General features: G+C 74.2%; 20 protein-coding genes. All 20 read left to right on the top strand.

What is annotated here, in order from left to right:
- The first annotated feature begins 2 nt into the window (after positions 1-2).
- The 20 genes from ACWEVP_RS27895 to ACWEVP_RS27800 all read left to right on the top strand — a co-directional run bounded on the left by ACWEVP_RS27895 (position 3) and on the right by ACWEVP_RS27800 (position 21486).
- On the top strand, positions 3-461 hold the full coding sequence (locus ACWEVP_RS27895; protein ID WP_452065516.1) for a phage tail protein: 459 nt from the start codon (positions 3-5) through the stop codon (positions 459-461).
- The gene (locus ACWEVP_RS27890; protein ID WP_452065515.1) at positions 461-1933 is read left to right on the top strand and encodes a phage tail sheath subtilisin-like domain-containing protein; all 1473 of its coding nucleotides are present in this window, start codon (positions 461-463) and stop codon (positions 1931-1933) included. The genes ACWEVP_RS27895 and ACWEVP_RS27890 overlap by 1 nt, the downstream gene beginning before the upstream one ends.
- On the top strand, positions 1930-2430 hold the full coding sequence (locus ACWEVP_RS27885) for a phage tail protein (protein ID WP_452065514.1): 501 nt from the start codon (positions 1930-1932) through the stop codon (positions 2428-2430). Before ACWEVP_RS27890 ends, ACWEVP_RS27885 begins: the two co-directional genes overlap by 4 nt.
- 10 nt (positions 2431-2440) lie before the next feature.
- The gene (locus ACWEVP_RS27880; protein WP_452065513.1) at positions 2441-2629 is read left to right on the top strand and encodes a putative phage tail protein; all 189 of its coding nucleotides are present in this window, start codon (positions 2441-2443) and stop codon (positions 2627-2629) included.
- Positions 2626-3294 (top strand): CIS tube protein, encoded by a 669-nt coding sequence (locus tag ACWEVP_RS27875; RefSeq protein WP_452065512.1) that lies wholly within the window; start codon positions 2626-2628, stop codon positions 3292-3294. Before ACWEVP_RS27880 ends, ACWEVP_RS27875 begins: the two co-directional genes overlap by 4 nt.
- Before the next feature lie 10 nt (positions 3295-3304).
- On the top strand, positions 3305-4498 hold the full coding sequence (locus ACWEVP_RS27870) for a phage late control D family protein (protein WP_452065511.1): 1194 nt from the start codon (positions 3305-3307) through the stop codon (positions 4496-4498).
- Positions 4495-5127, top strand: a complete 633-nt coding sequence (locus tag ACWEVP_RS27865; RefSeq protein WP_452065510.1) for a phage baseplate assembly protein V — start codon at positions 4495-4497, stop codon at positions 5125-5127. The genes ACWEVP_RS27870 and ACWEVP_RS27865 overlap by 4 nt, the downstream gene beginning before the upstream one ends.
- Positions 5124-5528 (top strand): GPW/gp25 family protein, encoded by a 405-nt coding sequence (locus ACWEVP_RS27860; protein ID WP_452065509.1) that lies wholly within the window; start codon positions 5124-5126, stop codon positions 5526-5528. Before ACWEVP_RS27865 ends, ACWEVP_RS27860 begins: the two co-directional genes overlap by 4 nt.
- Positions 5525-7414, top strand: coding sequence for a baseplate J/gp47 family protein (locus ACWEVP_RS27855; protein ID WP_452065508.1), 1890 nt, complete (start codon positions 5525-5527; stop codon positions 7412-7414). Before ACWEVP_RS27860 ends, ACWEVP_RS27855 begins: the two co-directional genes overlap by 4 nt.
- Entirely contained in the window at positions 7411-9450 is a 2040-nt protein-coding gene (locus ACWEVP_RS27850; protein WP_452065507.1) for a putative baseplate assembly protein, read from the top strand. Before ACWEVP_RS27855 ends, ACWEVP_RS27850 begins: the two co-directional genes overlap by 4 nt.
- Positions 9447-11363: a phage tail protein gene (locus tag ACWEVP_RS27845; RefSeq protein ID WP_452065506.1), complete on the top strand. Its 1917-nt coding sequence runs from the start codon at positions 9447-9449 to the stop codon at positions 11361-11363. The genes ACWEVP_RS27850 and ACWEVP_RS27845 overlap by 4 nt, the downstream gene beginning before the upstream one ends.
- Positions 11364-11378: 15 nt before the next feature.
- Entirely contained in the window at positions 11379-12578 is a 1200-nt protein-coding gene (locus tag ACWEVP_RS27840) for a hypothetical protein (protein ID WP_452065505.1), read from the top strand.
- Positions 12575-14551 (top strand): hypothetical protein, encoded by a 1977-nt coding sequence (locus ACWEVP_RS27835; protein ID WP_452065504.1) that lies wholly within the window; start codon positions 12575-12577, stop codon positions 14549-14551. Before ACWEVP_RS27840 ends, ACWEVP_RS27835 begins: the two co-directional genes overlap by 4 nt.
- Complete coding sequence (locus ACWEVP_RS27830) at positions 14548-15684, top strand: hypothetical protein (RefSeq protein WP_452065503.1); 1137 nt, start codon at positions 14548-14550, stop codon at positions 15682-15684. Before ACWEVP_RS27835 ends, ACWEVP_RS27830 begins: the two co-directional genes overlap by 4 nt.
- 2 nt (positions 15685-15686) lie before the next feature.
- Positions 15687-16214, top strand: a complete 528-nt coding sequence (locus ACWEVP_RS27825) for a hypothetical protein (protein WP_452065502.1) — start codon at positions 15687-15689, stop codon at positions 16212-16214.
- On the top strand, positions 16211-17866 hold the full coding sequence (locus ACWEVP_RS27820; RefSeq protein WP_452065501.1) for a hypothetical protein: 1656 nt from the start codon (positions 16211-16213) through the stop codon (positions 17864-17866). The genes ACWEVP_RS27825 and ACWEVP_RS27820 overlap by 4 nt, the downstream gene beginning before the upstream one ends.
- Before the next feature lies 1 nt (position 17867).
- On the top strand, positions 17868-19931 hold the full coding sequence (locus ACWEVP_RS27815; protein ID WP_452065500.1) for an ATP-binding protein: 2064 nt from the start codon (positions 17868-17870) through the stop codon (positions 19929-19931).
- Entirely contained in the window at positions 19931-20227 is a 297-nt protein-coding gene (locus ACWEVP_RS27810; protein ID WP_452065499.1) for a hypothetical protein, read from the top strand. The genes ACWEVP_RS27815 and ACWEVP_RS27810 overlap by 1 nt, the downstream gene beginning before the upstream one ends.
- Positions 20228-20321: 94 nt before the next feature.
- Positions 20322-20693, top strand: coding sequence for an STAS domain-containing protein (locus ACWEVP_RS27805; protein WP_452065498.1), 372 nt, complete (start codon positions 20322-20324; stop codon positions 20691-20693).
- A 283-nt stretch (positions 20694-20976) separates the two neighbouring features.
- Positions 20977-21486 carry a hypothetical protein gene (locus ACWEVP_RS27800; protein ID WP_452065497.1) on the top strand — a complete coding sequence of 170 codons (510 nt, stop codon included), beginning with the start codon at positions 20977-20979 and terminating at the stop codon, positions 21484-21486.
- Positions 21487-21492 lie beyond the last annotated feature (6 nt).

The following is a 21492-nucleotide window of genomic DNA, read 5'->3' as shown; positions in this document are numbered from 1 at the left end:
ACATGCCACCTGTGACGCGGGACGACCCGTACGCCGCGTATAACTTCCTGGTCATCGTGACCAACGTCAGCGACGACGGCGTCGCGGTGAGCGGGTCGTTCACCGAGGCCAGCGGGTTCGACATCGAGCTGCCGGTGATCGAGTACCGGACCGGCAGCGAGGACATCACGGTCCGCAAGCTCGTGGGGCTCAAGAAGTTCCCGAGCGCGCTGACGTTCAAGCGCGGGGTCACCGGCCACATCGGCTTCTGGAACTGGGTGAAGGAGGCCCTCGACGGCCGGGTGCGGCGCACGTCCGGCTCGATCGTCATGCTCGACGAGAACCGCCAGGAGGTCATGCGCTGGAACTTCGACCGGGCCTGGCCGACGAAGTACACCGGACCGTCGTTCAACGCGACCAAGAACGAGATCGCCATGGAGACGCTCGTGCTGGCCGTCGAGAGCTTCGGCATCGACACGTGATGGCCGGCCCGGCGCTTCCCGGCGTCTCCCTGACCTTCGACCGCGCGGCCGCCGTCGACGAGCCGCTGCGCACGGACGTGGCCGTGTTCCTGGGCCGCACCCGGCGCGGCCCGGTCGGCCGTCCCGTGCGCGTCGAAAGCTGGAACGACGTCGTCGGCGAGTTCGGGCCCCCGGACGGCACGTCGGCGACGCCGTACGCGCTGCGCGGGTTCTTCGAGAACGAGGGCCGGACGGCGTGGGTGCTGCGCGTGTCCGGGCCCGCCGAGCCCGCCAGTGCACTGTGGACGGACGGCTTCCTCGTGGTGGCCGCCAGTCCCGGGGCGTGGGCGAACGGCGGCCGGGTGAGCGTGCGGTACCGGGGCAGCAGCGTCGCGGGCCCGCCGGCGGTCACCGTGCGGGTGCTCGTGCCCGGCGAGCCGGCGGAGGTCTTCGCCGGCATGGCCCCCGGCGAGGTGGTCGAGCGGGTCGCCGCGTCCCGGCTGATCCGGGTGGTCCCGGTCGGCGGGACGGAGCCGATCCCGCCGTCCGCGCCGATCTCGCTGTCGTGGGAGCTGACGCTCGCCGGCGGCACGGACGCCCCGCCCGGCCGCGCCGACTACGCGGCCGCCGTGACGACGCAAGCCGAACTGCCGGAGCCGGCGCTGGTGGCGCTGCCGGACCTGGGCAGCGACCTGACCGGCGACGACCACACCGGCCTGGTGCTGGACCTGCTGGGAACCGTCGCACCGCTGCTGGACCGGCTGGTGCTGCTGGACGTCCCGCCTTCACGGTCCACAGTGGACGATGTGCTGGCGTGGGCGGGCGAGCTGGCGGGCTTCGGCGACGAGGCACTGCTGGCCGCGGCGGCGGTGTACCACCCGCCGCTGCGGGCGCCCTCGCTCGAGGGCGGCGGGTTGCGGACCGTCCCGGCCGCCGGGCACGTCGCCGGCTTGGTCGCGCGGCTCGACGCCGAGCGCGGCGCCGCCGCGACCCCGGCGAACGCCACGCTGCTGGACGCCGTCGACCTCGACGTCGAGTACCCGGAAGCGCAGCAGGTGCGGCTGTTCGAGGCCGGCGTCGACCTGGTGCGGTGCGTGCGCGGCCGCGGCCTGGTCGTGTGGGGCGGCCGGACGTTGGCGGCCGACCCGCGCCGGGTGTACGTCGCCCACCGCCGGCTGCTGCACCTGCTGGTGCGGGCCATCCGGCGGGCCGCCGCGCCGCTGGTGTTCGAGGTGAACTCGCCGGAGCTGCGGCTGTCACTGGTCCGGGCGATCACCTCGGTGCTGCTGGAGGCGTTCCGCACCGGGGCGCTCGCCGGCACCCGGCCGGAGGACGCGTTCCGCGTGGTGTGCGACGAGACGAACAACCCGCCGGAGCAGGACCCCGGCCGGGTCGTGTGCGAGATCGACGTCGCGCCGGCCGTGCCGATGGAGTTCATCGCGCTGCGGCTGGTGCTCGGCCAGGACCGCGGGCTGGAGGTGATCGAGCGGTGAGCACCCCGGTCGACCAGCTGCTCGCGCTGAACGAGCCGCTCGGCAAGTTCCGCTTCCTCGTGACGCTCGCCCCGGCGGACGTCTACCTGCCGCCGGCGCAGGCCCTGCTGCTGCCGGTCGTCGCGGCGGGCGCCTTCCAGGAGGTCACCGGCATGGGGGCGCAGCTGGAGGTGGTGACCTACGCCGAGGGCGGCCGCAACGACTCGGTGCACCGGCTGCCGCTGCGCCACTCGTGGAACCCGATCACCCTCAAGCGGGGCGTGGTCCGCGACCGGCTCCTGTGGTCCTGGTACGAGACCGGCCTGCACGACTCGCTGGGCGCCCGCCGCGACGGCGCGGTGATCATGCTCGACGAGGCAGGCCTGCCGGCGAAGTCGTGGATCTTCCACGGCGGCCTGGCCGCCAAGTGGACCGGACCGGACCTGCACGCCGAGCAGAACGCGGTCGCGATCGAGCAGCTGGAAATCGCCCACGAGGGCCTGACGGCCGTTCTCTAGGAGAAGCAGCGTGCCCAAGAACCTGATCATCCACAACCTCGAGGTGCGGTTCCAGGTGGACGGCGACGACGGGGCGCTGTTCACCCGCCTGTTCACCAAGCACATCCAGGCGTGGTCACGGCTCTACGAAGAAGAGTGCGCGCGGGCCGAGCGCAGTGACAGCGACCGCAGGCTCGGGGACACGGGAGGCGGCCGGTGAGCACCACCCCGTTCTCGCTGGTGAGCCAGGGCGCCGACGCGCACCTGGAGATCGAGCAGCCGGCGAACCCCCAAGGAGTGCCGAAGCGGATCCCGCTGAAGTTCAACCCGACCGAGTACAAGCTGAGCAAGAGCAACACCTTCGCCGAGATCACCATCCCCGGCCTGGAAACGCCGCCCATCCAGTACATCCGGGGCGGCAGCGAGTCGCTGTCGGTGCAGGCGCTGGTGGACACCTCCGACACGCTCGACGACGTCCGAAAGTCCTATGTGGACAACATCAGGAAGCTGATGCGCCCGCAGAACACGCTGCACGCGCCGCCGATCGTCAGGTTCGTGTGGGACAGGACGGTGTTCCGGGGCGTGGTGGAGAAGCTGGACGTGAACTACGTGCTGTTCGCCAAGAACGGCGTGCCGCTGCGGGCCCAGCTCGACCTCACCCTCAAGGAGTACCGGCCGGCGAAAGACCAGGCCAACGACCCGCCGCGGTCGTCGCCGACGGTGGAGAAGAGCTACGTGGTGCGCCGCGGCGACACGTGGGACCGCATCTCAGCCGCCGTCTACCGGCGCCCCGACGCGTGGCGGGAACTGGCGCGTGCCAACGGGATCTCCGATCCCCGCGACCTGCGGCCGGGGCTGGTGCTGACCGTGCCCCGGCTGCCGTGAGGGGGCGGCGATGACCGCGCCCGCGGGCACGAAGCCCGAGATCGCCGACCCGGACCGCTACGCGCCCGGGTTCGAAGTGGTCATCGACGGCCTCCAGGCCGACCCGACGACCCGCAACGACATCCTCGACATCAAGGTGCACCGCGACCTCGACGAGATGTCCGGCTTCGACCTGGAGCTCAACAACTGGGACGACGTCACCCTCAAGTTCAAGCACAGCGACTCCGAACAGCTGCGCATCGGCACGCGCGTGTCCGTCCGGCTCGGCTACGCCGACCAGCTGCTGACCGTCGGCACCGGGACGATCAGCTCGCTCGCGCCCAAGTTCCCGGACGCCGCGTCGCCGACCGTCTCGATCACCTGCGTGGACGGGATGCTCGCGCTCAAGGACCGCAAGCCCACCAAGGACGAGGACAAGAACTTCGTCGGCAAGACCGACTGGGAGATCGCCGAGCAGATCGCCCGGCGCAACAAGCTGGCGGTCAAGACGACCCACGAGGGCCCGCGCCACGACCTCGTGGTGCAGAAGAACCAGTCCGACGCGCAGTTCCTGATGGAACGGGCGAAGCGGATCGACTTCGACTGCTACATCCTGCCGGACCCGAAGACGGGCGAGCAGACGCTCTACTTCGTCAAGCCCACCGACGGCCGCGACAGCGCCCCCATCCGGCTGTTCCGCCTCGCCTACAGCCCCGGCCTGGCGACCGGGCCGAGCGGGCAGCCGGCCGGGCTGGTGCCGAACCTGCTCGACTTCACCCCGACGATGACCGTGTCCAACCAGGTCAGCAAGCTCACCGTGCACGGCTGGGACCCGGTGAAGGCCGAGCCGATCGAATACGTCGCGACCGCGAAGGACCTGCCCGGCGGGCAGAACCAGAGCGACGGGCAGAGCGGGCCGGAAGCGGCGGACAGCGCCGCGGGCGGGCGGCAGGAAGTGGTCGTCGACGCGCCGGTGCTCAGCCAGGAAGAGGCCAAGGAGCTGGCCATCGCGCTGCTGCGGGAGCGGGCGTACGAGTTCATCACCGCGACCGGCCGGGTCGCCGGGCTGCCGGAGCTGCGACCGGGGGACAACCTGGAGATCTTCGGCCTCGGCAAGCGGTTCTCCGGCACCTACTTCGTCAAGCGGGTCGAGCACGCCCTGAACTCCAGCGGCTTCTTCACCACGTTCACCGGCCGGAAGATCTTCCAGGGGGACAAGAAATGACGGCGATGCCCCGGGCCATGGCGACCGACCGGCGCTTCTACGGCGTCGCGCCGGCGGAGGTCGTGCAGAACGACGGCGACGACGAGGGCCGCGTGAAGGTCAAGTACTACTGGCTGGACGGCGGCGCGTCGATCAGCCCGTGGATCCGGGTCAGCCAGCTGTACGCCGGCGCCGGCTACGGCTCGGTGTTCGTGCCCGAGGTCGGCGACGAGGTGCTCGTCGCGTTCTTCCAGGGTGACATGCGGCAGCCGTACGTGCTCGGCGGGCTCTACAACGGCAAGAAGAAGCCGCCCGTCGCGCACTCCGGCGGTGTGGACCAAAAGATCGTCCGCACCAAGGCGGGGCACCGGATCCTCTTCGACGACAAGGAGAGGGAGATCACCATCAGCACCGCCTCGGGCGCGAAGGTGGTGCTGAAGGACAGCGGCGAGATCACCGTCGAGGCCAAGACCGTCACGGTCAAGGCGGACGGCGTCGACCTCGGCGGCGGGTCGACCGAGCCCGTCGTGCTCGGCAACGCGCTGCTGCAGGCGTTCGTCCAGCACACCCACCCGGCACCGGGCGGCGTCACCGGCCCCGCGTCGCCGCTGCCGCCGTCCGTGCTCGCGAAGAAGGTGAAGGCGACGTGACCGAACCCTTCCTGGGCACCGGCTGGCGCTTCCCGATCCTGCCCGACGAGGCGGGGCGGCTCGCCTACGCCGTCGGCGAAACCAGCATCGAGCACTGCCTGCGCGCGCTGCTGCTCACCGCGACGGGAGAACGCGTGATGCGGCCCGACCTCGGCACCACGGTGAGCGAGTCGGTGTTCGCGCCCGGCAGCGTGCAGAACCTGCGCGAGCTGGAACGGTCGGTCGCCGACGCCGTGCGCGACTTCGAACCGCGGGTCGAGCTCTCGAGCGTGCTGGCCGAGGCCGACCCGGCCGACGCGTCGCACGTCACGATCTCGGTCGAGTACCGGATCCGGCGCACCAACACCAAGGCCAACCTGGTGTTCCCGTTCTACCTCGGGATGACGGGAACCACGCCATGACGCTGCCCGTGCCGAAGCTCGACGACCTGACCTGGGCCGACCTGATGGCGGCCGTCACCCGCCGCATCCCGGCGGAGTCGGACGGCACCTGGACGCTGCACGCGCCCGTCGACCCCGGCGTCACGCTGCTCGAACTGTTCGCCTACCTGCTGGAGCAGCGGCTCTACTGGCTCGACCAGGCCCCGGACGAGCTGATCGTCGCGATCCTGAAGCTCCTGGACCTCGAACCGCCGCGGCCCGCGCGGCCGGCGGCGACGGTGCTGGCGCTGACCGCCGAGCGGGAGACGCCGGAGGTCGTGCCCGCGGGCACCGTCTTCGCCCGCGACCCCGCCGCGGCCATCCGGTTCAGCCTGGACGACGACGTCACCGCGTTCCCGGTCGAGGGGGAGCCGACGGTCTTCACCGACCGCGACCGCACCGCGGACCTGCTCGCCCGGCGCGGGGTTCCGCTGCTGGCGAGCGACGGCTCCGCCGCGTCGGCCCGCTTCACCCTGCCGCTGGCCGGTGCGCACCCGGCGTCCGGGTGGCTGTCGGTGTTCTTCGAGCTGGACACACCGGTGCCGCCGTCCTGGTCGGTGCTCGCGGCCACCGCCGCTCCGCCCGCCGAGCTGACCTGGTCGTGGTTCCGCCCGAGTGGCGACGCCGCCGGCGAGTTCGCCGAGGTCGAAGACGGCACCGGCGGGCTGCGCCGGTCCGGGGTGGTGCGCCTGCGGCCGCCGGAATCATGGTCCACAATGGACAGAGGCCTGATCGTGTCGACCCCGGCGGCGACGTACGCGTCGGCGCCGCGGCTGCTGCGGCTGGCGGTCAACGTCTCGGTGGCCCGCCACCGCGAACGCCGCACGGCCACCGGGTTCACCGACCAGACCCGCGGCTGGCTGAAGCTGCCCGGCCAGCGCCTGGTGCTGCCCGACGCGGCCGGCCGGCTGCTCACCGCCGCGCTGGAACTGGCGGGCGAGGACTGGACGCCGGTCGGGGACTTCACCTTCGGCGCTTCCCGCGACCGGACCTTCCTGCCGGACCGCGAAGACGGCGCGCTCGTGTTCGGAGACGGGCTCACCGGCCGGATCCCGCGCCCGGACGGCGACGGGACCGTCTCGTACACGATCGGCGGCGGCCGCGCCGGGAACGGTGGCGTGACCGGCAACTGGCTGCCGGTCACGGCCGGCTCCCCGGTGCGCGCGGCGAACCTCGTCCAGGCCGAGGGCGGCACGGACCCGGAGACCCTCGACCAGGCCCGCGACCGGGCCGCGGGCGCGCTCGGCGAGGTGACCAGGGCGGTCACCGCCGAGGACTTCGTCACGCTGGCGGTGACGACGCCCGGGGTGGCGGTCGGCCGGGCCCACGCGGCGGTGGGGGAGCACCCGGGTTTCCCGTGCGTCCCGGTGCCCGGCGCGGTGACCGTCCACCTCGTCCCGTCGGTGCCTCCCGGCGTGGTCGCGCCGGAGCCGGACCCGGGGATGCTGTGCACCGTCGCCCGCCGGCTGGCCGGAACGCGGTTGCTGACGGCCGAGGTGTTCGTGCGCCCGCCGGCGTACCGCGACGTGCGGTTGCGGGTCGACCTGTCCGGCACGCCCGCGGACCGGGTGCAGGTGTCCACAGTGGTCGGTGACGCCCTGCGCCGGTTCCTCGACCCGCTGGCCGGCGGGGACGACGGCACCGGCTGGCCGTTCGGCGGGGCCCTGCGGCCCTCGGCGTTGCTCCGGGCGGCCCAGCAGGCGCTCGGCGACCTGGCGGACGTGACCGCGGTCGCGATCGGCGTCGACGGCGCGGCCCCGGCGGAGACCTGCGCCGACGTCGAGCTGCGCGACGGGGAACTGCCCGTGGTGCGCGAGGTCCGGACGCACGTGGTGCCCGTCGCGGAACCGGGCGAGGGGTTGCTGTGACCGACGTCTGGTGGGCCCGCGACTCGGGCGAGGAAGCGCGCATGGTCCCCGGTCCCGGGCCGTCCGGGGTGCAGCCGGAACTCGTCGACGCGACGCGGGAAGCGGTGCGGGCCGCCGTGCGCGATCGCATCCCCGGTTACACCCCGGACTGGACCAATCCCGACCAGCAGGACGCCGGCGTCGCGCTCGTCCGGCTCTTCGGCGCTGAAGCCGAACCCGTGCTCGCCCGGGTCAACCGGCTGCCGGAGAAGATCCTCGCCGAGCACCTGAACACCGCCGGCGTGCGCCGCCGTCCGGCCACCGCGGCCGCCGCGCTGCTGGAGTTCACCGTGACCCCGCCGGACGGCGCCTCGGTGCTCGTACCGGCCGGCTTCCAGGCCGCCGCCTCCGGCACCGACGGCGACATCGTCTTCGAAACCGACCAGGACCTCTACGCCACGCCCGCCACCCTCGCCGTGCTCGCGGTGCAGCGGGGCGGCGTGCTCGAACCGGTCCCGCTCGGCCCCAGCGGCCCCGGCCGCCCGTTCGCGCCGTTCGGCACGGAACCCCAGCCCGGCAACGCCCTCTGGCTCGGCCTCGACGGCACCGCGAGCCCGTTCCCGTCGCTGTCGCTGGGCTTCGTGATCGCCGCCGCGCCGCCGGCCCCGGCGGCCGAAGGCGGCCTCACGCCGCTGCCGCCGGCGCCGCAGCCGCTGCTGCGCTGGGACGTGCTGGACGGCGGCCGGTTCGTGCCCGCCGAAGTCGTCCGCGACGAAACGCGGGGCCTGCGCGCCGGCGGGACGATCGAGCTGCGGCCGCCGCGCACCTGGGCACCCGGGCAGCCGCCGACCGCCCGGCCCGGCCCGGCGTTGCGCTGGCTGCGGCTGCAGGTCACCAACGGCCTCGTCACGGTCGCCCCGCCGCTCGTCTCGGGGCTGCGGCTGAACACGGTCGCCGCCACCGCCGCCCGCACGATCCGCGACGAGGCCCTGGAACCGATCCAGGACCCGGCGGCACCGTCGCAGCGGCGCCAGTTGCGGCTGAGCCAGGTCCCGGTCCTGGCCGGCAGCGTCGAAATCGAGGTCGACGACGATCCCGGCACCGATCTTTTCGGCACCACCGAAGAGAACGCGTCGCGGTGGCAGGAGGTGCCGAGCCTCGCCGGGTACGGGCCGGACGACCGCGTGTTCGTCGTCGACTACGACACCGGGGTCGTCACCTTCGGCGACGGCGTCACCGGCGCACCCGTCCCACCGGGCTTCCGCAACGTCCGGGCCGTGCGGTACCGCGTCGGTGGCGGCGCGGCCGGCGCGGTGGCGGCCGGTGCGGTCACCGGGGTCGTGACCGCGCGGCCGTTCGTGACCGGGGTGACCAACCCGTTCCCGGCCACCGGCGGCACGGACGCCGAGGCGGACGCCGACGTCGTGCGGCGCGGGGTGGGGGAGCTGCGCTCCCGCGGCCGCGCGGTCGCCCCCGCCGACTACGGCCTGCTGGCGCTGCGCGCGCCGGGTGCCTCGATCGCCCGCGCGCACGGCGTCCCCGGCCGGCACCCGGACTTCGCCGGCACGCCCATCCCCGGTGTCGTCGGCGTCCTCGTGGTGCCGCCGTTCGACGCAGGCGCCACCGAGCCGCCCGTGCCCGGCGCCGAAACCCTGCGCGCGGTGGCGGCCTACCTCTCCCGCGAGGTGGCGCCCGCCGGCATCACGGTCGTCACGGGCCCGGTCGCGTTCCGGCGGATCGCCGTGGAGGCCCGGGTCGTGCTCGACCCGGACCAGGACCGGGCCGCCGTCCTCGCCCGGGCGGCCGACGCCGTGACCACCTACCTCGACCCGCTGCGCGGCGGGGAGAACGGCGGCGGCTGGCCGTTCGGCGGCGCCGTGCGGCACACCCCGCTCGTGCGCCGGCTGCTCTCGGTGGACGGCGTCCTGGCGGTGTCCGGGCTCTCGCTCACCGCCGACGGGCTGCGGCTGCCGCCGTGCGCCGACCACCCGATCCCGCCGGACGACCTGGTGTGGCCGGAGCGCCCGCTGCTGATCCCGGTGGAGGAGTCCCCATGACCTGTGCCCCGGCCACCGTCACGTTCCGGCTCCTCGACGACGTCGTCGGGTGGGACCAGGACGCCGTGACGGACCTCGTCGGCTTCGCGGAGGAGACCGGCGTCCGGCTCGCCCACGACGGCCCTTCCCCGGACGGGCCGACGCGGACGCAGCTGCTGCCGTGGTTCCCCGACCCGCGGCTCGCGCCCGGATGCGGGCCGTGCGACTGGTACCTGCTCTCCGGCGAGCGATTGCTGCGCCGCGACACCTGCACCGGCGGCTGGCTGCCCGGCTGGGCCCCGTACTGCGACCCCCGGCTGCTGCGCGCGCCGACCGCGGTCGCCGCGCGCGGGCACCGCGTCGCCGTGGTCGACTCGGGCCGGATCTTCGTGTGGCGCAACGAAGGCGACCAGCTGACCGCGGTGATCGGGCTCGAAGACGCCACGGTCGTCGCGCTCGCCCAGGACGAGCAGGTGCTCGTCGCCCGCGCCGGCAGCGAGCGGCTGTGGCGGTACGGCGCCGACGGACGGCTGTGCGAGGTCGTCCGGACCCCCGTCCGCGGTGAGATCATCGGGATCCGCACCGGGCCGGGCCGCACGGTCTGGCTGCTGACCGAGAAGAACGGCCGCCTCCGCCTCTACCGTGACCAGCACCTGTCCACTGTGGACGAACTCGCGGCCGCGCTGCCGCCCAGCTCGCTCGCCGGCGCGGATGCCGACGGCTTCTGCCTGCGGGAGAAGGGGCCGGACGGTACCGTGACCTCCTGCTACGACTGGGCGGGCGAGCCGCGCGAAGAACCCGCGCCGGCTTCGGGGCAGTTCGTGACCGAGGGCGAGTTCACCACCGGCCTGATCGACAGCGGCCTCTCGCGCTGCCGCTGGCACCGGGTGCGGGTGTCGGCCGACGTGCCGGCGGGCACGGCGCTGTCGGTGGCGGTGGTCGTTTCGGAGGACGGCCAGTTCGCCGACAGCGACTGGCAGACCGCGCCCGCCGGCGTCACGGACTTCCTCGTCGACCAGCCGCCCGGCCGGTACCTCACGGCCCGGGTGCGGCTGTCCGGCGATTCGTCGGCGACGCCGGTGCTGCACCGGATCCGGCTCGACTTCCCGCGCGCGACCAGCGCGGACCTGCTGCCCGCGGCGTTCCGGCAGGACCCCGCGGCGGACGACTTCACCGAGCGGTTCCTGTCGCTGTTCGACGCCACCACGGCCGAGATCGACCGGGTCGTCGAGCGGTACCCGGCGCTGCTCGACCCGGCGGGCGTGCCGGACGGGGCGCTGCCGTGGCTGGCCGGGCTGCTCGGCCTGTCGTTCGAGGCCGGCTGGGACGCGGGCACGCGCCGGAAGCTGATCCGGGCCGCCCCCGGGCTGTACCGGCGGCGGGGCACGCCCCGCGCCCTGAAGGACGCGATCGAGATCGTCTTCGGTGTCCGGCCGGTGGTCGAGGAGCTGGCCGGCGACCGCCACTGGGCGCAGGTGCGCGCGACCGCGGGACCGCCGTCCGCCCGCGGCCTCGGCTCGGTGCGGCTGTTCGGCCGCTCGGCGGCGCGGCTGCGGCTGGGCACCTCGACGCTGGGCGGGGCGCCGCTGCGGGCGTTCGGCGACCCGGACACCGACCCCCTCACCGAGCACGCCCACCGGTTCCGCGTCCTGCTGCCCGCCGCCACGGCCGACGAGGACGCGGTGCGGCGCCTGGTCGTCCGGCAGGCGCCCGCGCACACGAAGGGGTCGGTGCGGGCCGGCGGGACGGGGTTCGTGGTCGGCGCGCGCTCGGCGGTCGGGGTGGACACCGCGTTCGTCCCGTTGCCGCCGCCGGTGGTGGGCGGGGTGCGCCTGAACCACGACGGAGTACTGCGACCAGGGCCACGGGGTGCCCGCCACGGGGTGGGCGTCGGCGTGGTGTCCGCGGTCGGGGTCCACACGCGAGTGTCTTGAGAGGACAGAAGAGAGATGACCGAGGCAACGACACACGACCAGCCCTTCCGCCGGCTGCGGTACTTCCACGGGCAGCTGCTGACCGCCCGCGACTTCCAGCGCGAGCAGGAGTACTTCCGCGAGAAGCTGAAGCTGCGGATGCGCTGCCTGCTCGGCTACGGCGTGGTGTGCGGGCTGCTGGTGGAACCCGCCCCGCCCGCCGACGACAAGGAAAAGCACGAACACCAGGCCAGGGTGCACCTCACCGCCGGGCTCGGCGTCGACTGCGACGGCAACGAGGTGGTCGTTCCCGGTGCCTGCGCGATCGACCTGTGGGAAGCGCTGCACGAGGACGAACGCACCGGCGGGACGACGGTGTGGGTCGGCGTCGAGTACACCGAGCGCGCGGTCGAGCCGACCCGGACCGTCTTCACCTCCGCCTGCGCCGACACCTCCGACTGCGACTTCGGCTACACCGAAGAGAGCTACTGCGTCCGGGTCACGACCAAGACGCCGCCGAAGGACGAGCGGTGCGAGACCTGCTGCACCCCGTGCGAGCACAAGGTCCTCTGGCTGGCCCGGATCGACGACATCGACTTCGGCAAGCCCGTGCGCGAGGACCAGATCCACCTGAACGTCCGCCGCTTCTTCGGCAGGCACGTGCCGACCGTGATCACCGGGATCAACTGGCGCCACGGCCACACCTACACCGTGGACGAAGCCAAGGAGCTGCTCGGCACGCAGAAGAACTCCGGCGGCCTCGTCGTCGAGTTCTCCGACGACGTCCGCGTCGACAGCCTCCGCCGCGGCGTGGTGGAGATCCAGGTGATCGAGGGCGGCGCCGGCCGCAACGCCGACACCTGGTACATGGGCGGGAAGTTCGAGGAGCCCACCGAGAAGGACGGCGAGTTCACCCGGCACTTCCGCTACCGGCAGACGACCCGCGAGACGCTGCAGGACGGCGACCGCGTGCTGGTCACGGTCCGCGCGGCGTTCCTGCTCGACCGCTGCTGCCGCCCGGTGGACGGTACCAACGTCGGCGGCCGGGTCCCCTTCACCGGCGCGGCGGCGGCCGACGCCGAAACCGAAACCGGGCACGGCCACGACCCGAAGCCCGAGCCCGACCCGACGGGCTGCCTGGTGCCGCCGTCGGGCATCGGGCCGTGGACGTCGGGCACCGGCGCGGGCGGCGACGTCTTCGAGAGCTGGTTCTTCATCACCGAGGAGCGTTCATGAGCAAGCCTGATTGCGGGTGCGGGTGCGGCGGGACGTCGGCCTTCCCGGCCGCGTTCGTGCGGCCGCGGTTCTTCGCGGGCCAGCTGCTCACCGAGGACGACCTGTCCCTGCTGACCGACTACGTCGCCGGGAAGGACCGGCTGCACAACCGGACGCTGTCCGGCCCGGGCGTCGTGTGCGGGCTCGAGGTGTCCTGCGACTCGTGCGTGGGCGGCACGGTGCTGGTGCACCCCGGGCACGCGCTCGACTGCTGCGGCAACGACATCGTGCTGTCCTGCAAGGAGAAGGTCGACGTGCAGGCGCTCGTGCGCGAGCTGCGGGTGTCCTCGCCGGGGGTCGAGTGCGGCGACCCGTGCGACGACGGCTCGCGCCACTTCGGGCTGTACGTGCGGTACGAGGAGACGATGGCCGACCCGGTGGCGCCCTTCGCCACCGAGGAGCCCTGCCCGGCGCCGGGCTGCGTGCCCTCGCGCGTCGAGGAGGGCTTCCGGTTCGTCGTCAAGTGCGACACCGCCGACGACCACCGCTACAACCCGGGCACGCGGCTGCTGGAACGGATCGGCCCGCTGGAGCGGTACGAGGCGGTGCGCCTGCGAGCCCAGCGGCTCGGCCGCTATCTGGACGCGATGTCGCTCGCCAAGTCCGGGTCGGCCCGGACGATCGAGTTCGCGCCGGCCGACCGCGCGCGGTACCAGGACTCCCTCGAGTGGCTGCAGGACAACGCCGAGGCGGTGCCGACCCCGCCGGTCGTCGCGGAGACGACCGAGCGCGTCCGCGCGCTGGCCGCCTCGCTCGCCCGGTACGACACCTACGACGCCGAGGGGCAGCGGGGGCTGGACCTCGGGGACGTCGATTCCGCCCGGCAGGTCCTCGGCGCGGCCTGCGAACGGCTGGCCGGCACCGACGCGGAGGAGATGTGGCCGGAGCCGCTGCACCGCTCGATCGCCGTCGCCGTCGTGGCCGAAGCGCGGGCCAGGGTCGTCCAGCCGGCCCGCGACGCGCCGCTCGAGGTCCGCCTGCTCGCGCAGGGCACGCCGATCGGCAACGTGCTGGAGGCCGAATTCCGGTCCGACCTGGTCCAGCTCCGGGAATGGCTGCTGGGCCGCCTCGACCGGGTGCCCGGCGTCGCGGACTGCGCGCTGCGCGACCAGGTCCGGCGGGTGGCGGTGCCGCAGCCGCTGCCCACGCCCGAACCCGACCCCGCCCAGCGCCTCACCATGACCGGCCTGGACCAGCTCGTCGACGCCGCGGGCAAGCTCACCCGGCACCTGGAGCGGTTCGTCGTCGACGCCGCCTGCGCCACCCTGAACCCGCCCTGCGGCGACTGCGCCGACAACGACGTGCTGCTCGCGCACCTGGAACTCGACGGCTGCGACGTGGTGCGCGTCTGCTCGGCGACGCGGGAGCAGGTGCTGCCGGGCGGGTCCGCCTACGGCGAATGGCTGCCGAAGCTCTACCGGCTGCGCGAGCTGGCCGAGGGGCTCTGCTGCCGGCCGGCGCCGGTGTACCGCGAGCCCGTGCCGGCGCCGGACGGCCTGGTGCCGGCGGCCTACGTGGCGGGGCTGCTGGCCCGCTGGCCCCGCGACACCGACCTGGACCGGATGTGGAGCCTGCTGGTCCGGCCCGCGCCGGGGGAGACCCCGCCCAAGCCCCTGCACGAGCAGGTGTACACCGTGCCGGCCGAGGTGACCGACAGCCTGCAGGAGATGAACGCGCTGCGGAGCCAGGTGAGCGAGCTCGTCGCCACCGTGGAGGCGTTGCGCGGGCAGCTGGACTCCGCGCGGGAGCAGGTTTCCCGGGTACGGGAGGAACTGCCGGAACGGCTGTCCGACCGGCTTTCGGAGCTCGAGAACGCCCCGGAGCCGGACTCCGCCGCGCCGGCGGACGAGGAGCGGACGGTGAAGCCGAAGCCGCCGCCGCGCCGGTCCCGGTCGACGTCGGCCCGCAAGCCGCGGTCGGGTGAGTCGTCGTGACCGGTCCACTGCGCCCGGAGTTCCGCGAGGGCCAGGTGCTCGCCGCCGCCGACCTGGCGGCGACCGTCGCGTACGCCCGCGCGACGGCGGTCCGGCACGCCCGCCTGGCGCACGACTGGGGCATCGCCGACGGGCTCGCCCTGACGAAGGAGAACCGGACCGATCCGGCGACGGGCGCCCGGTACGTCGAGGTGAGCGTGCAGGCCGGGCTGGCGGTCGACGGGACCGGGCGCGAGATCGTGGTGCCGGCGCCGGTCGTGCTGTCGGAGGCGGACTTCGCGGCCGTCAACGGCGCCGACCGGCCGACGGCCGAGCCGTACCCGGTGTTCCTGACCGCCGCCGACCGGGCCCAGCCGGCCACCGGGCCGGCGTCGTGCGCCGGCTCGTCGGGACCGGCGCGCGTGGAGGAGTCCTACCAGGTCCTCTTCCGGCGGCTGGGCGACGAACGGCTGGTCGCCGACCAGCAGCCGCCCGCGGTGAACGCCGCGCCGGCCGCCCCGCCGGTCCAGTGGCTGGTGCTGCTGGGTTTCGTCCAGTGGACCGCCGGCCACTTCACCGAGGTGTTCCCCGCGGCCCGCGGTGCCGCCCCGCGGTACCTCGGCGTGCGCGCGGACACCGTGTCGGCCCGGTCCGGCTCGCTCGCGCTGCGGACCCAGCCCGCGGTGCAGGAGGGCAGACCGGCGCTGGTGTTGTCCGGTTCGGACGCTCCGACGCTGGTCTACGGGCTCTACAAGGGAACCGGTGTCGTCGACCCGCTGCTGACGGTGGAGTCCAACGGCAACCTGACCATCGCGGGGAGCTTCTCGGGCCGGATCTCCGCGGGCAGCGTGCTGGCGACCTCCGGCAGCGCGACCGACGGCGTGGTGCTGCCGCTGCCGTCCGGGGTGACGCCGGAGGAGGTCGCCGACGGCCGGGTGTCGCTGCACGTCCACGTGACGCCGCGGATCCCGCCGACCGTGACGGGTTCGACCCTGACCAGCCCGGCCGAGGCCACCGTGGACAGTCAGCGGCGGGTGCGGTGCCGGATCCGGGTGTACGACCCGACGGCGGCCCCGGCGCAGGTCTTCGAACAGCCCGGCGTGGTCGACTTTCTGGTCCTGGCAACGGTCGCGGCGACGGGTGGTGGTGGCTGACCATGAGCCTCTTCGTGGTGTACGTGAAGAAGACCGGCCACGTCGTCGGCGCGGTCCGGTCGATCGGCGCCGTCCTGCCGACCGTGGCCGAAATCGCCGGCGACGCACTGCCGGTGCGCGTCTCCCTCCTCCCGGAGGAGGTCGCGACGCTCACCCTGGACGCCGGCGAACTGGGTGTCCAGGAGGCCGACGACGAGCCGGGCGTGTTCCTCGACCCGCTCGCCTTCGGCGTCGAGCCGGTACCGGAGGGGCAGCCGGCGAAACCGGCGCTCGTGCCGCTGCCGGCGTCGAGCAAGCCGCTGGTGTTCCAGGGCAACGGCCTGCGCGTCGAGGTGGACAACCCGGTCGGGGCCGACACCGTCGTGCGCGCCTTCCTCTCCGCCGGGCAGGCGACGACCGTGCTGCCCGGGCAGATCAACAAGGGCGACACCGCCACGACGCTCCCGACGGCCGTCGACGGCGACCCGCACGGCGTGCTGGTCCTGGTCCCCGGCTGGGCGGGCCGGCTGGAGAAGGTCGAGCAGCCGTGAGCGCGCCGACCACCGGCGAGATCACCGTGCGGGAGTGCGTGGTGCACGTGGTCCGGCGGGGTGGGTGGAGCTGGGGGCCCGATCCGCGCGGGCTCGTCCGGCGGGTGCTCGACGCGCTGCCGGAGCTGCTGGCCGCGGAGTTCGACGAGTACCTCGCGGGCGACGGGCCGGATCTGGAGATCACCGAGCCGGTGCGGCTGTCCGTCCGGTTGTCCGCGCACGGGGGAGGGGGGCTGGTGCCGTCCGGTCTCGTCGTCGAACCCGTGGCGGACGGGGGTGCGCGGGCCGAACCGGTGGCCGTCCCGGGCGATCCGGCGTCCACAGTGGACTTCGCGACCGGGCTTCCGTCCTTCGGCCCGGGCTTTCCGGAAGCCACGGTGGCCGCGCTCTTCGAGGAACTCGCCGTGCGGGGCGAACTCGGGGCGTTGCTCGCCCTGCTGCCCGAGGAGACCGTGCGGACGTACCTCTCGGCGCTGCTCGAGGCGTCTCCCGGCGAAGGCACCGGCTCGTCCGCGGCCGGCGACCTCGACGGACCGGCGGCCGAACTGGCGCGGGAACTGGCCCGCCGGTGGCCGCTTGCCCGGCCGCCGGCCACGCGCGCGGAACTCGCCGGACTACCGGGTTCCCCGGGGGGAGCGGTCGACGAGACGATGGCCGGAGGCGTGAGCGTCTCGCCGCGGCCGGCCGGGGCGACGAAGGTCGGCTCGGTGCTGCCGTTCCTGCTGGCCGGCCCGCTGGCGCGGACCGGCTACCTGGACGCGCTCGGTCCCGCGCTGTCCGGAGTGGACCTGTTCCGCGAGACGCCGTTGTTCGCCGCGGCCCTGGCGTACAAGGTGCTGGGCGCACCGCAGCGGGGCTGGCGGCGAACACCCGGAGACGACGCCGCGGCGGCGGCGTTCGCCGGTCTGGACCCGGTGCCGGACCTGGTCACCTTCGCGCGCCGGGTGGCTCCCGCCCTGCCGGTGCTGGACGGCGTGCTCGCGCTGTCGCTGTGCCGCGGCCACGACCCGGCCGGCCCCTTGCTCGTCGCGGGCGTGGACGACGGCCTCCTGCTCGTCGACGCCGACGGGCTGTTCCCGGTGGCGTGGGCGTCCACAGTGGACGGGCTGCTGCCGCACTGGGAAGCGTGCGGCCGGCCGCCGGTGCTGGTCCGGTCCGGTCCGCTCCCGCCGTCGTTCCTGCGCGACCTGGCCGCGGCGGGCGTCCGCTTCCTGACGGACGCGCGCCCGGTGCGCGACGACCCGCTGACCCGCCTGCGCCTGCGTACTCCACTGTGGACGACCGGCGGCGTGGAACCCCGGCTGGCCGCGGACTTCCCCGGCGAACGCCTGGACGAACTGGTGCGCACGGTGTTCGTCGAGCACCGTGCCGTGCCCCTGGCGGCGGACCGCGCGCTGGACCGCAGCGCCGGGCTGGCGGCGTCCCTGGCGCTGGGCATGATCGCCGGGCAGCTGTGGGGCGGCGGCACCCCGGTCCTGGCCCTGACCAGGTTCGCCGGCCTGGAGGCCACGGTCCGGTTCTCCGGCGACGCGGTGCGGGTGACGATTCCGCTGGGCCGGCGCCACACGGACCTGTGGCGGGGCGGTGCCCTCACCGACGTGCCGAACGTGGTCTGGCTCGGCGGCCGGACCCTGACCTTCTCCGGTGGCTGACGTGAGCGCTGTGGCGGTCGAGCACCTCAGAGCGCGCCTGGCCGAGCTGCACCAGGCGCTGCGGATCGCCGTCGCGGCGCAGGCGCGCGCGGCGGCGGCGCTGACGCGCCCGGACCTGACCCCGTTCTGCGTGACGGACGAGCAGGTGGACGCGTTGCTGGACCGCGTCGACGCGTTCACCGAGGCGATGACCGAGCCGCCGTCGCCGGCCCGGCCGGACCCGGAGTCCGAACAGCAGCTGCGGCGCCTGGCCGCGTCGCGCGGGGTCACGCTGCCGCTGGACGCGCTGGCGGCCCGGTACGGCCTGTCCCGGGTCGAGCAGGACGCGCTGCTGCTGGTGGCCGCGCCGGAGCTGGACCCCGGCTACGAGCGCGTCTACGCCTACATCGTGGACAACCTCAACCGGCGCGCCCCGTGCGTGGAGCTGCTGGTCACGGTGCTCGGGCAGACGCCGGCGGACCGGCTGGCGCTGCGCCGCGAGCTCGGCGCGGCCGGCCGGCTGCGCCGCTACGGCCTGCTGCGCGCGTACGGCGAGGCACCGGCCGAGCCGGCCCGGGAACTGGCGCTCGGCGACGGCGTGTTCGAACACCTGCTGGGCTGGGGCGGCGACGTCGGCACCCTGGGCGACGACCCGGGCGAAGTCGCGCCGGCGGCGGCGCCGGTCCACCTCGGGTCGCCCCGGCTGACCCGGCTCGGCCAGGCGGTGCGCGCCGGCGACGTCGACGTGGTCGGCCTGTGGGGGCTCGCGGCCGACAGCCAGCCCGACGCGGCCCAGGCGCTGGCGGCCGCGGCCGGCCGGCCCCTGCGCCGCGTCGGCGCCGACGTCGCCCGCGACCTGCGCACCGCGGCCGCGCTCGGGGCGATCCTGTGGGTCCCGGCCGACGGCCGGGCGGCCCAGCCCGACGAGGCGCTGGTGCGCTCGGGCGTGCCGCTGTGCCTGACCGGTGTCACGCCGTGGCGCCCGCCCCGGCTGCTGGCCGCGCGCACGTACGCGGAGGTGACGATCCCGGCGCCGGGTTTCCCGGAGCGGCGCGCGATGTGGTCGTCGGCGTTCCCGGTGCTCGAGGAGGAGGTGCTGACGGACCTCGCGGCCCGCTACCGCATGAGCGGCGGCGAGCTGCGCGCGGTGGCGTCGGTCGCGGACACCGGCGCGCGCCTCTCCGGCATCGGCACCCCGATCACCGAGCACGTCGAGCCGGCGATCGCGACGGTGACCCGGGGCCGCACCAGCGGCGCGGTCCAGTCGATCATCCCGCGCCGGGGCCTGGCCGACCTGGTGCTGCCGGCCGCCCAGATGAGCCAGATCGCCGAGATCGCGTCGGCGTTCCGGGCGTGGCCCCGCATCGCGGAGTCCTGGGGCTTCGCCCGCAAGCCGGCGACCGGCGGGGTGAAGGCGCTGTTCACCGGCGAGCCGGGCACGGGCAAGACGATGTCGGCGGAGGTCGTCACCGGGATCCTGGGCCTGGAGCTGCTGAAGGTGGACCTGGCGCAGGTGGTGTCGAAGTGGGTGGGGGAGACGGAGAAGAACATGGAGGCGGTGTTCCGCCAGGCGGAGGACAGCCACGCGGTGGTGCTGTTCGACGAGGCGGACGCGCTGTTCGGCAAGCGCGGCGAGGTCAAGCAGGGCACGGACCGGTACGCGAACCTGGAGGTCGGCTACCTGCTGCAGCGCCTGGAGGCGGGCGACGGGCTGATCATCTTGACGAGCAACCTCAAGGAGAACATCGACCCGGCGTTCACCCGCCGGTTCCACTTCGTGGTCCATTTCCCGCGTCCCGGGCAGGCGGAGCGCCGCCGGCTGTGGCAGCTGGCCTTCCCGCCGGAGGCGCCGTTGGCGCCGGACGTCGACGTGGACGTGTTGTGCCGCCTGGACATGACGGGAGCGGGGATCGCCTCGGCGGCCCGCACGGCGGCTCTTGCTGCTGCAGACGCTTCTTGTTCGTCGATCTCGATGCGGCACGTGGTCCGCGGGGTGTCGCGGCAGTTCCAGCGGGAGGCGCGGTTGTTCCGGCCGGCCGAGCTGGGCCGGTACGCCGGGTTGCTGGCCGAGAACGGGAGTGCATGATGGCCGAGTTGGTGCCCCCGCAGACGAAGCCCGCGGTACCGGTGACCGCCCACGAGCTGAGCACCGCCTCGGCGGCGGACCGGGGCAGGACCAAGCTCGTGCTGGTGCCGGCGGTCATCGGGAACGCCCAGGCCGCGAAGACGGCGATGGACGGGTCGTCGAAGACGGTGCCGTCGCACTTGGCGTCCACGCTGGCGGCGGGGCAGGACCGGGTGGGCAACGCGGCGGTCGCCGGGGCGGCCGTGCGGGTCGTGCCGATGGCGGTGCCGAAGAAGGAAGCGTGCCCCGGCTGCTGACCGGGAGCGGCGTTTGAGCCGGTGCGGGAGTGGGTAGGCGGCTGGGGGACAGTCTCCGGCCCCGCCGCCGGAGGTCGAGCGACCGGAGGTGAAGGTGACCGCTGACGGAGGCCGGGTCCGGCCCCAGGACCTGCTGAACGTGACGGTGCACCGACCCGGCGGCGAGACCGAGGTGCTCGAGGTGGCCGGCGAGGTCGACCTGCTCAGCGTGGAGGTCCTGGACGACGCGCTCGCCGCGGCACTGGCCCGCCGCCCGGCGCTGCTCGTGATCGATTTGACCGCGGTGTCCTTCCTCGCCTCCGTCGGGATGACGGTCCTGCTCAAGGCCCACCGCGACGCCGGCGACGGCACGAAGCTGCGGGTCGTCACCCCTGGACGCAGCACCGTCGGCCGCGCGCTCGAGCTGACCGGCTTGACCGAAGCACTGGCGGTCGCCGCCACCCGCGCGGACGCGCTCTCCGCCTGACGCCGGCCCGCCGCGGCACCGTCACACCGCTTCTGCGGCCGTTTCCCGTCTTCGAGCGTGCGGACCGCGAACGGTTTCTTCCCGGACCAGCCGAGCCGAGTCTTCGCCGCGGGCACCTCGGCGGCGGGTGCGTTGCCGCACGTGTACCACCACGACCGCCGCGGTGGCACCCGTTCGTGGCGCAGGACTGGACCACCCCTTAGAGACCCCCGGGGCACCTCCGGATCCCCGGCGGCCAGAGGTACGATCTGCCGATTCGCACCATCGTTGAAGGGTTCCTCCGTTGACCGAATCACTAGCGCAGCGGGTGAAAACGATCCGCATCGTCAACGGCTTGCGTCACCCGCTGCTGGCCGTCGTGGCGCGGTGCTCGGCGGAGTTCCTGGTGCGCCCCGGCGGCGAGCTCGAAATCCGCGAGACCGCTCCGCGCGGCGGCTACGTGGAGCTCACCCTCGACAACGAGGAACAGACCGGACTGCGCATCGACACCGGCGAGACCGCGAAGATGGAGGTCCTCCTCGACGGGGAGCCCCAGCTGCTGCCGTCCGTCGTCCTGGACGGGCCGCGCGACTGGCCGGACGTCGAGGCCGCCTTCGGCAGCCTGCACGTCTTCGACACCCGGTCGGGGCCCCGGACCGTGCGCGTCGAAGAGAAGAACGGCACCACCACCCTGGTGGGTGCCGGTCGCGAGCCGATCCGGTTCGCCGGTGTCGGGGTGAACGACTGCCCGACCGAGCTGATCATCGAGGCGGACGGCCTGCGCATCCGCGGTTCCCACGGCTCGGCTCGCTAGCCTGGG

Source organism: Amycolatopsis sp. NPDC003865, assembly GCF_053605345.1.
This window is presented reverse-complemented; position numbering and strand designations above follow the sequence as displayed.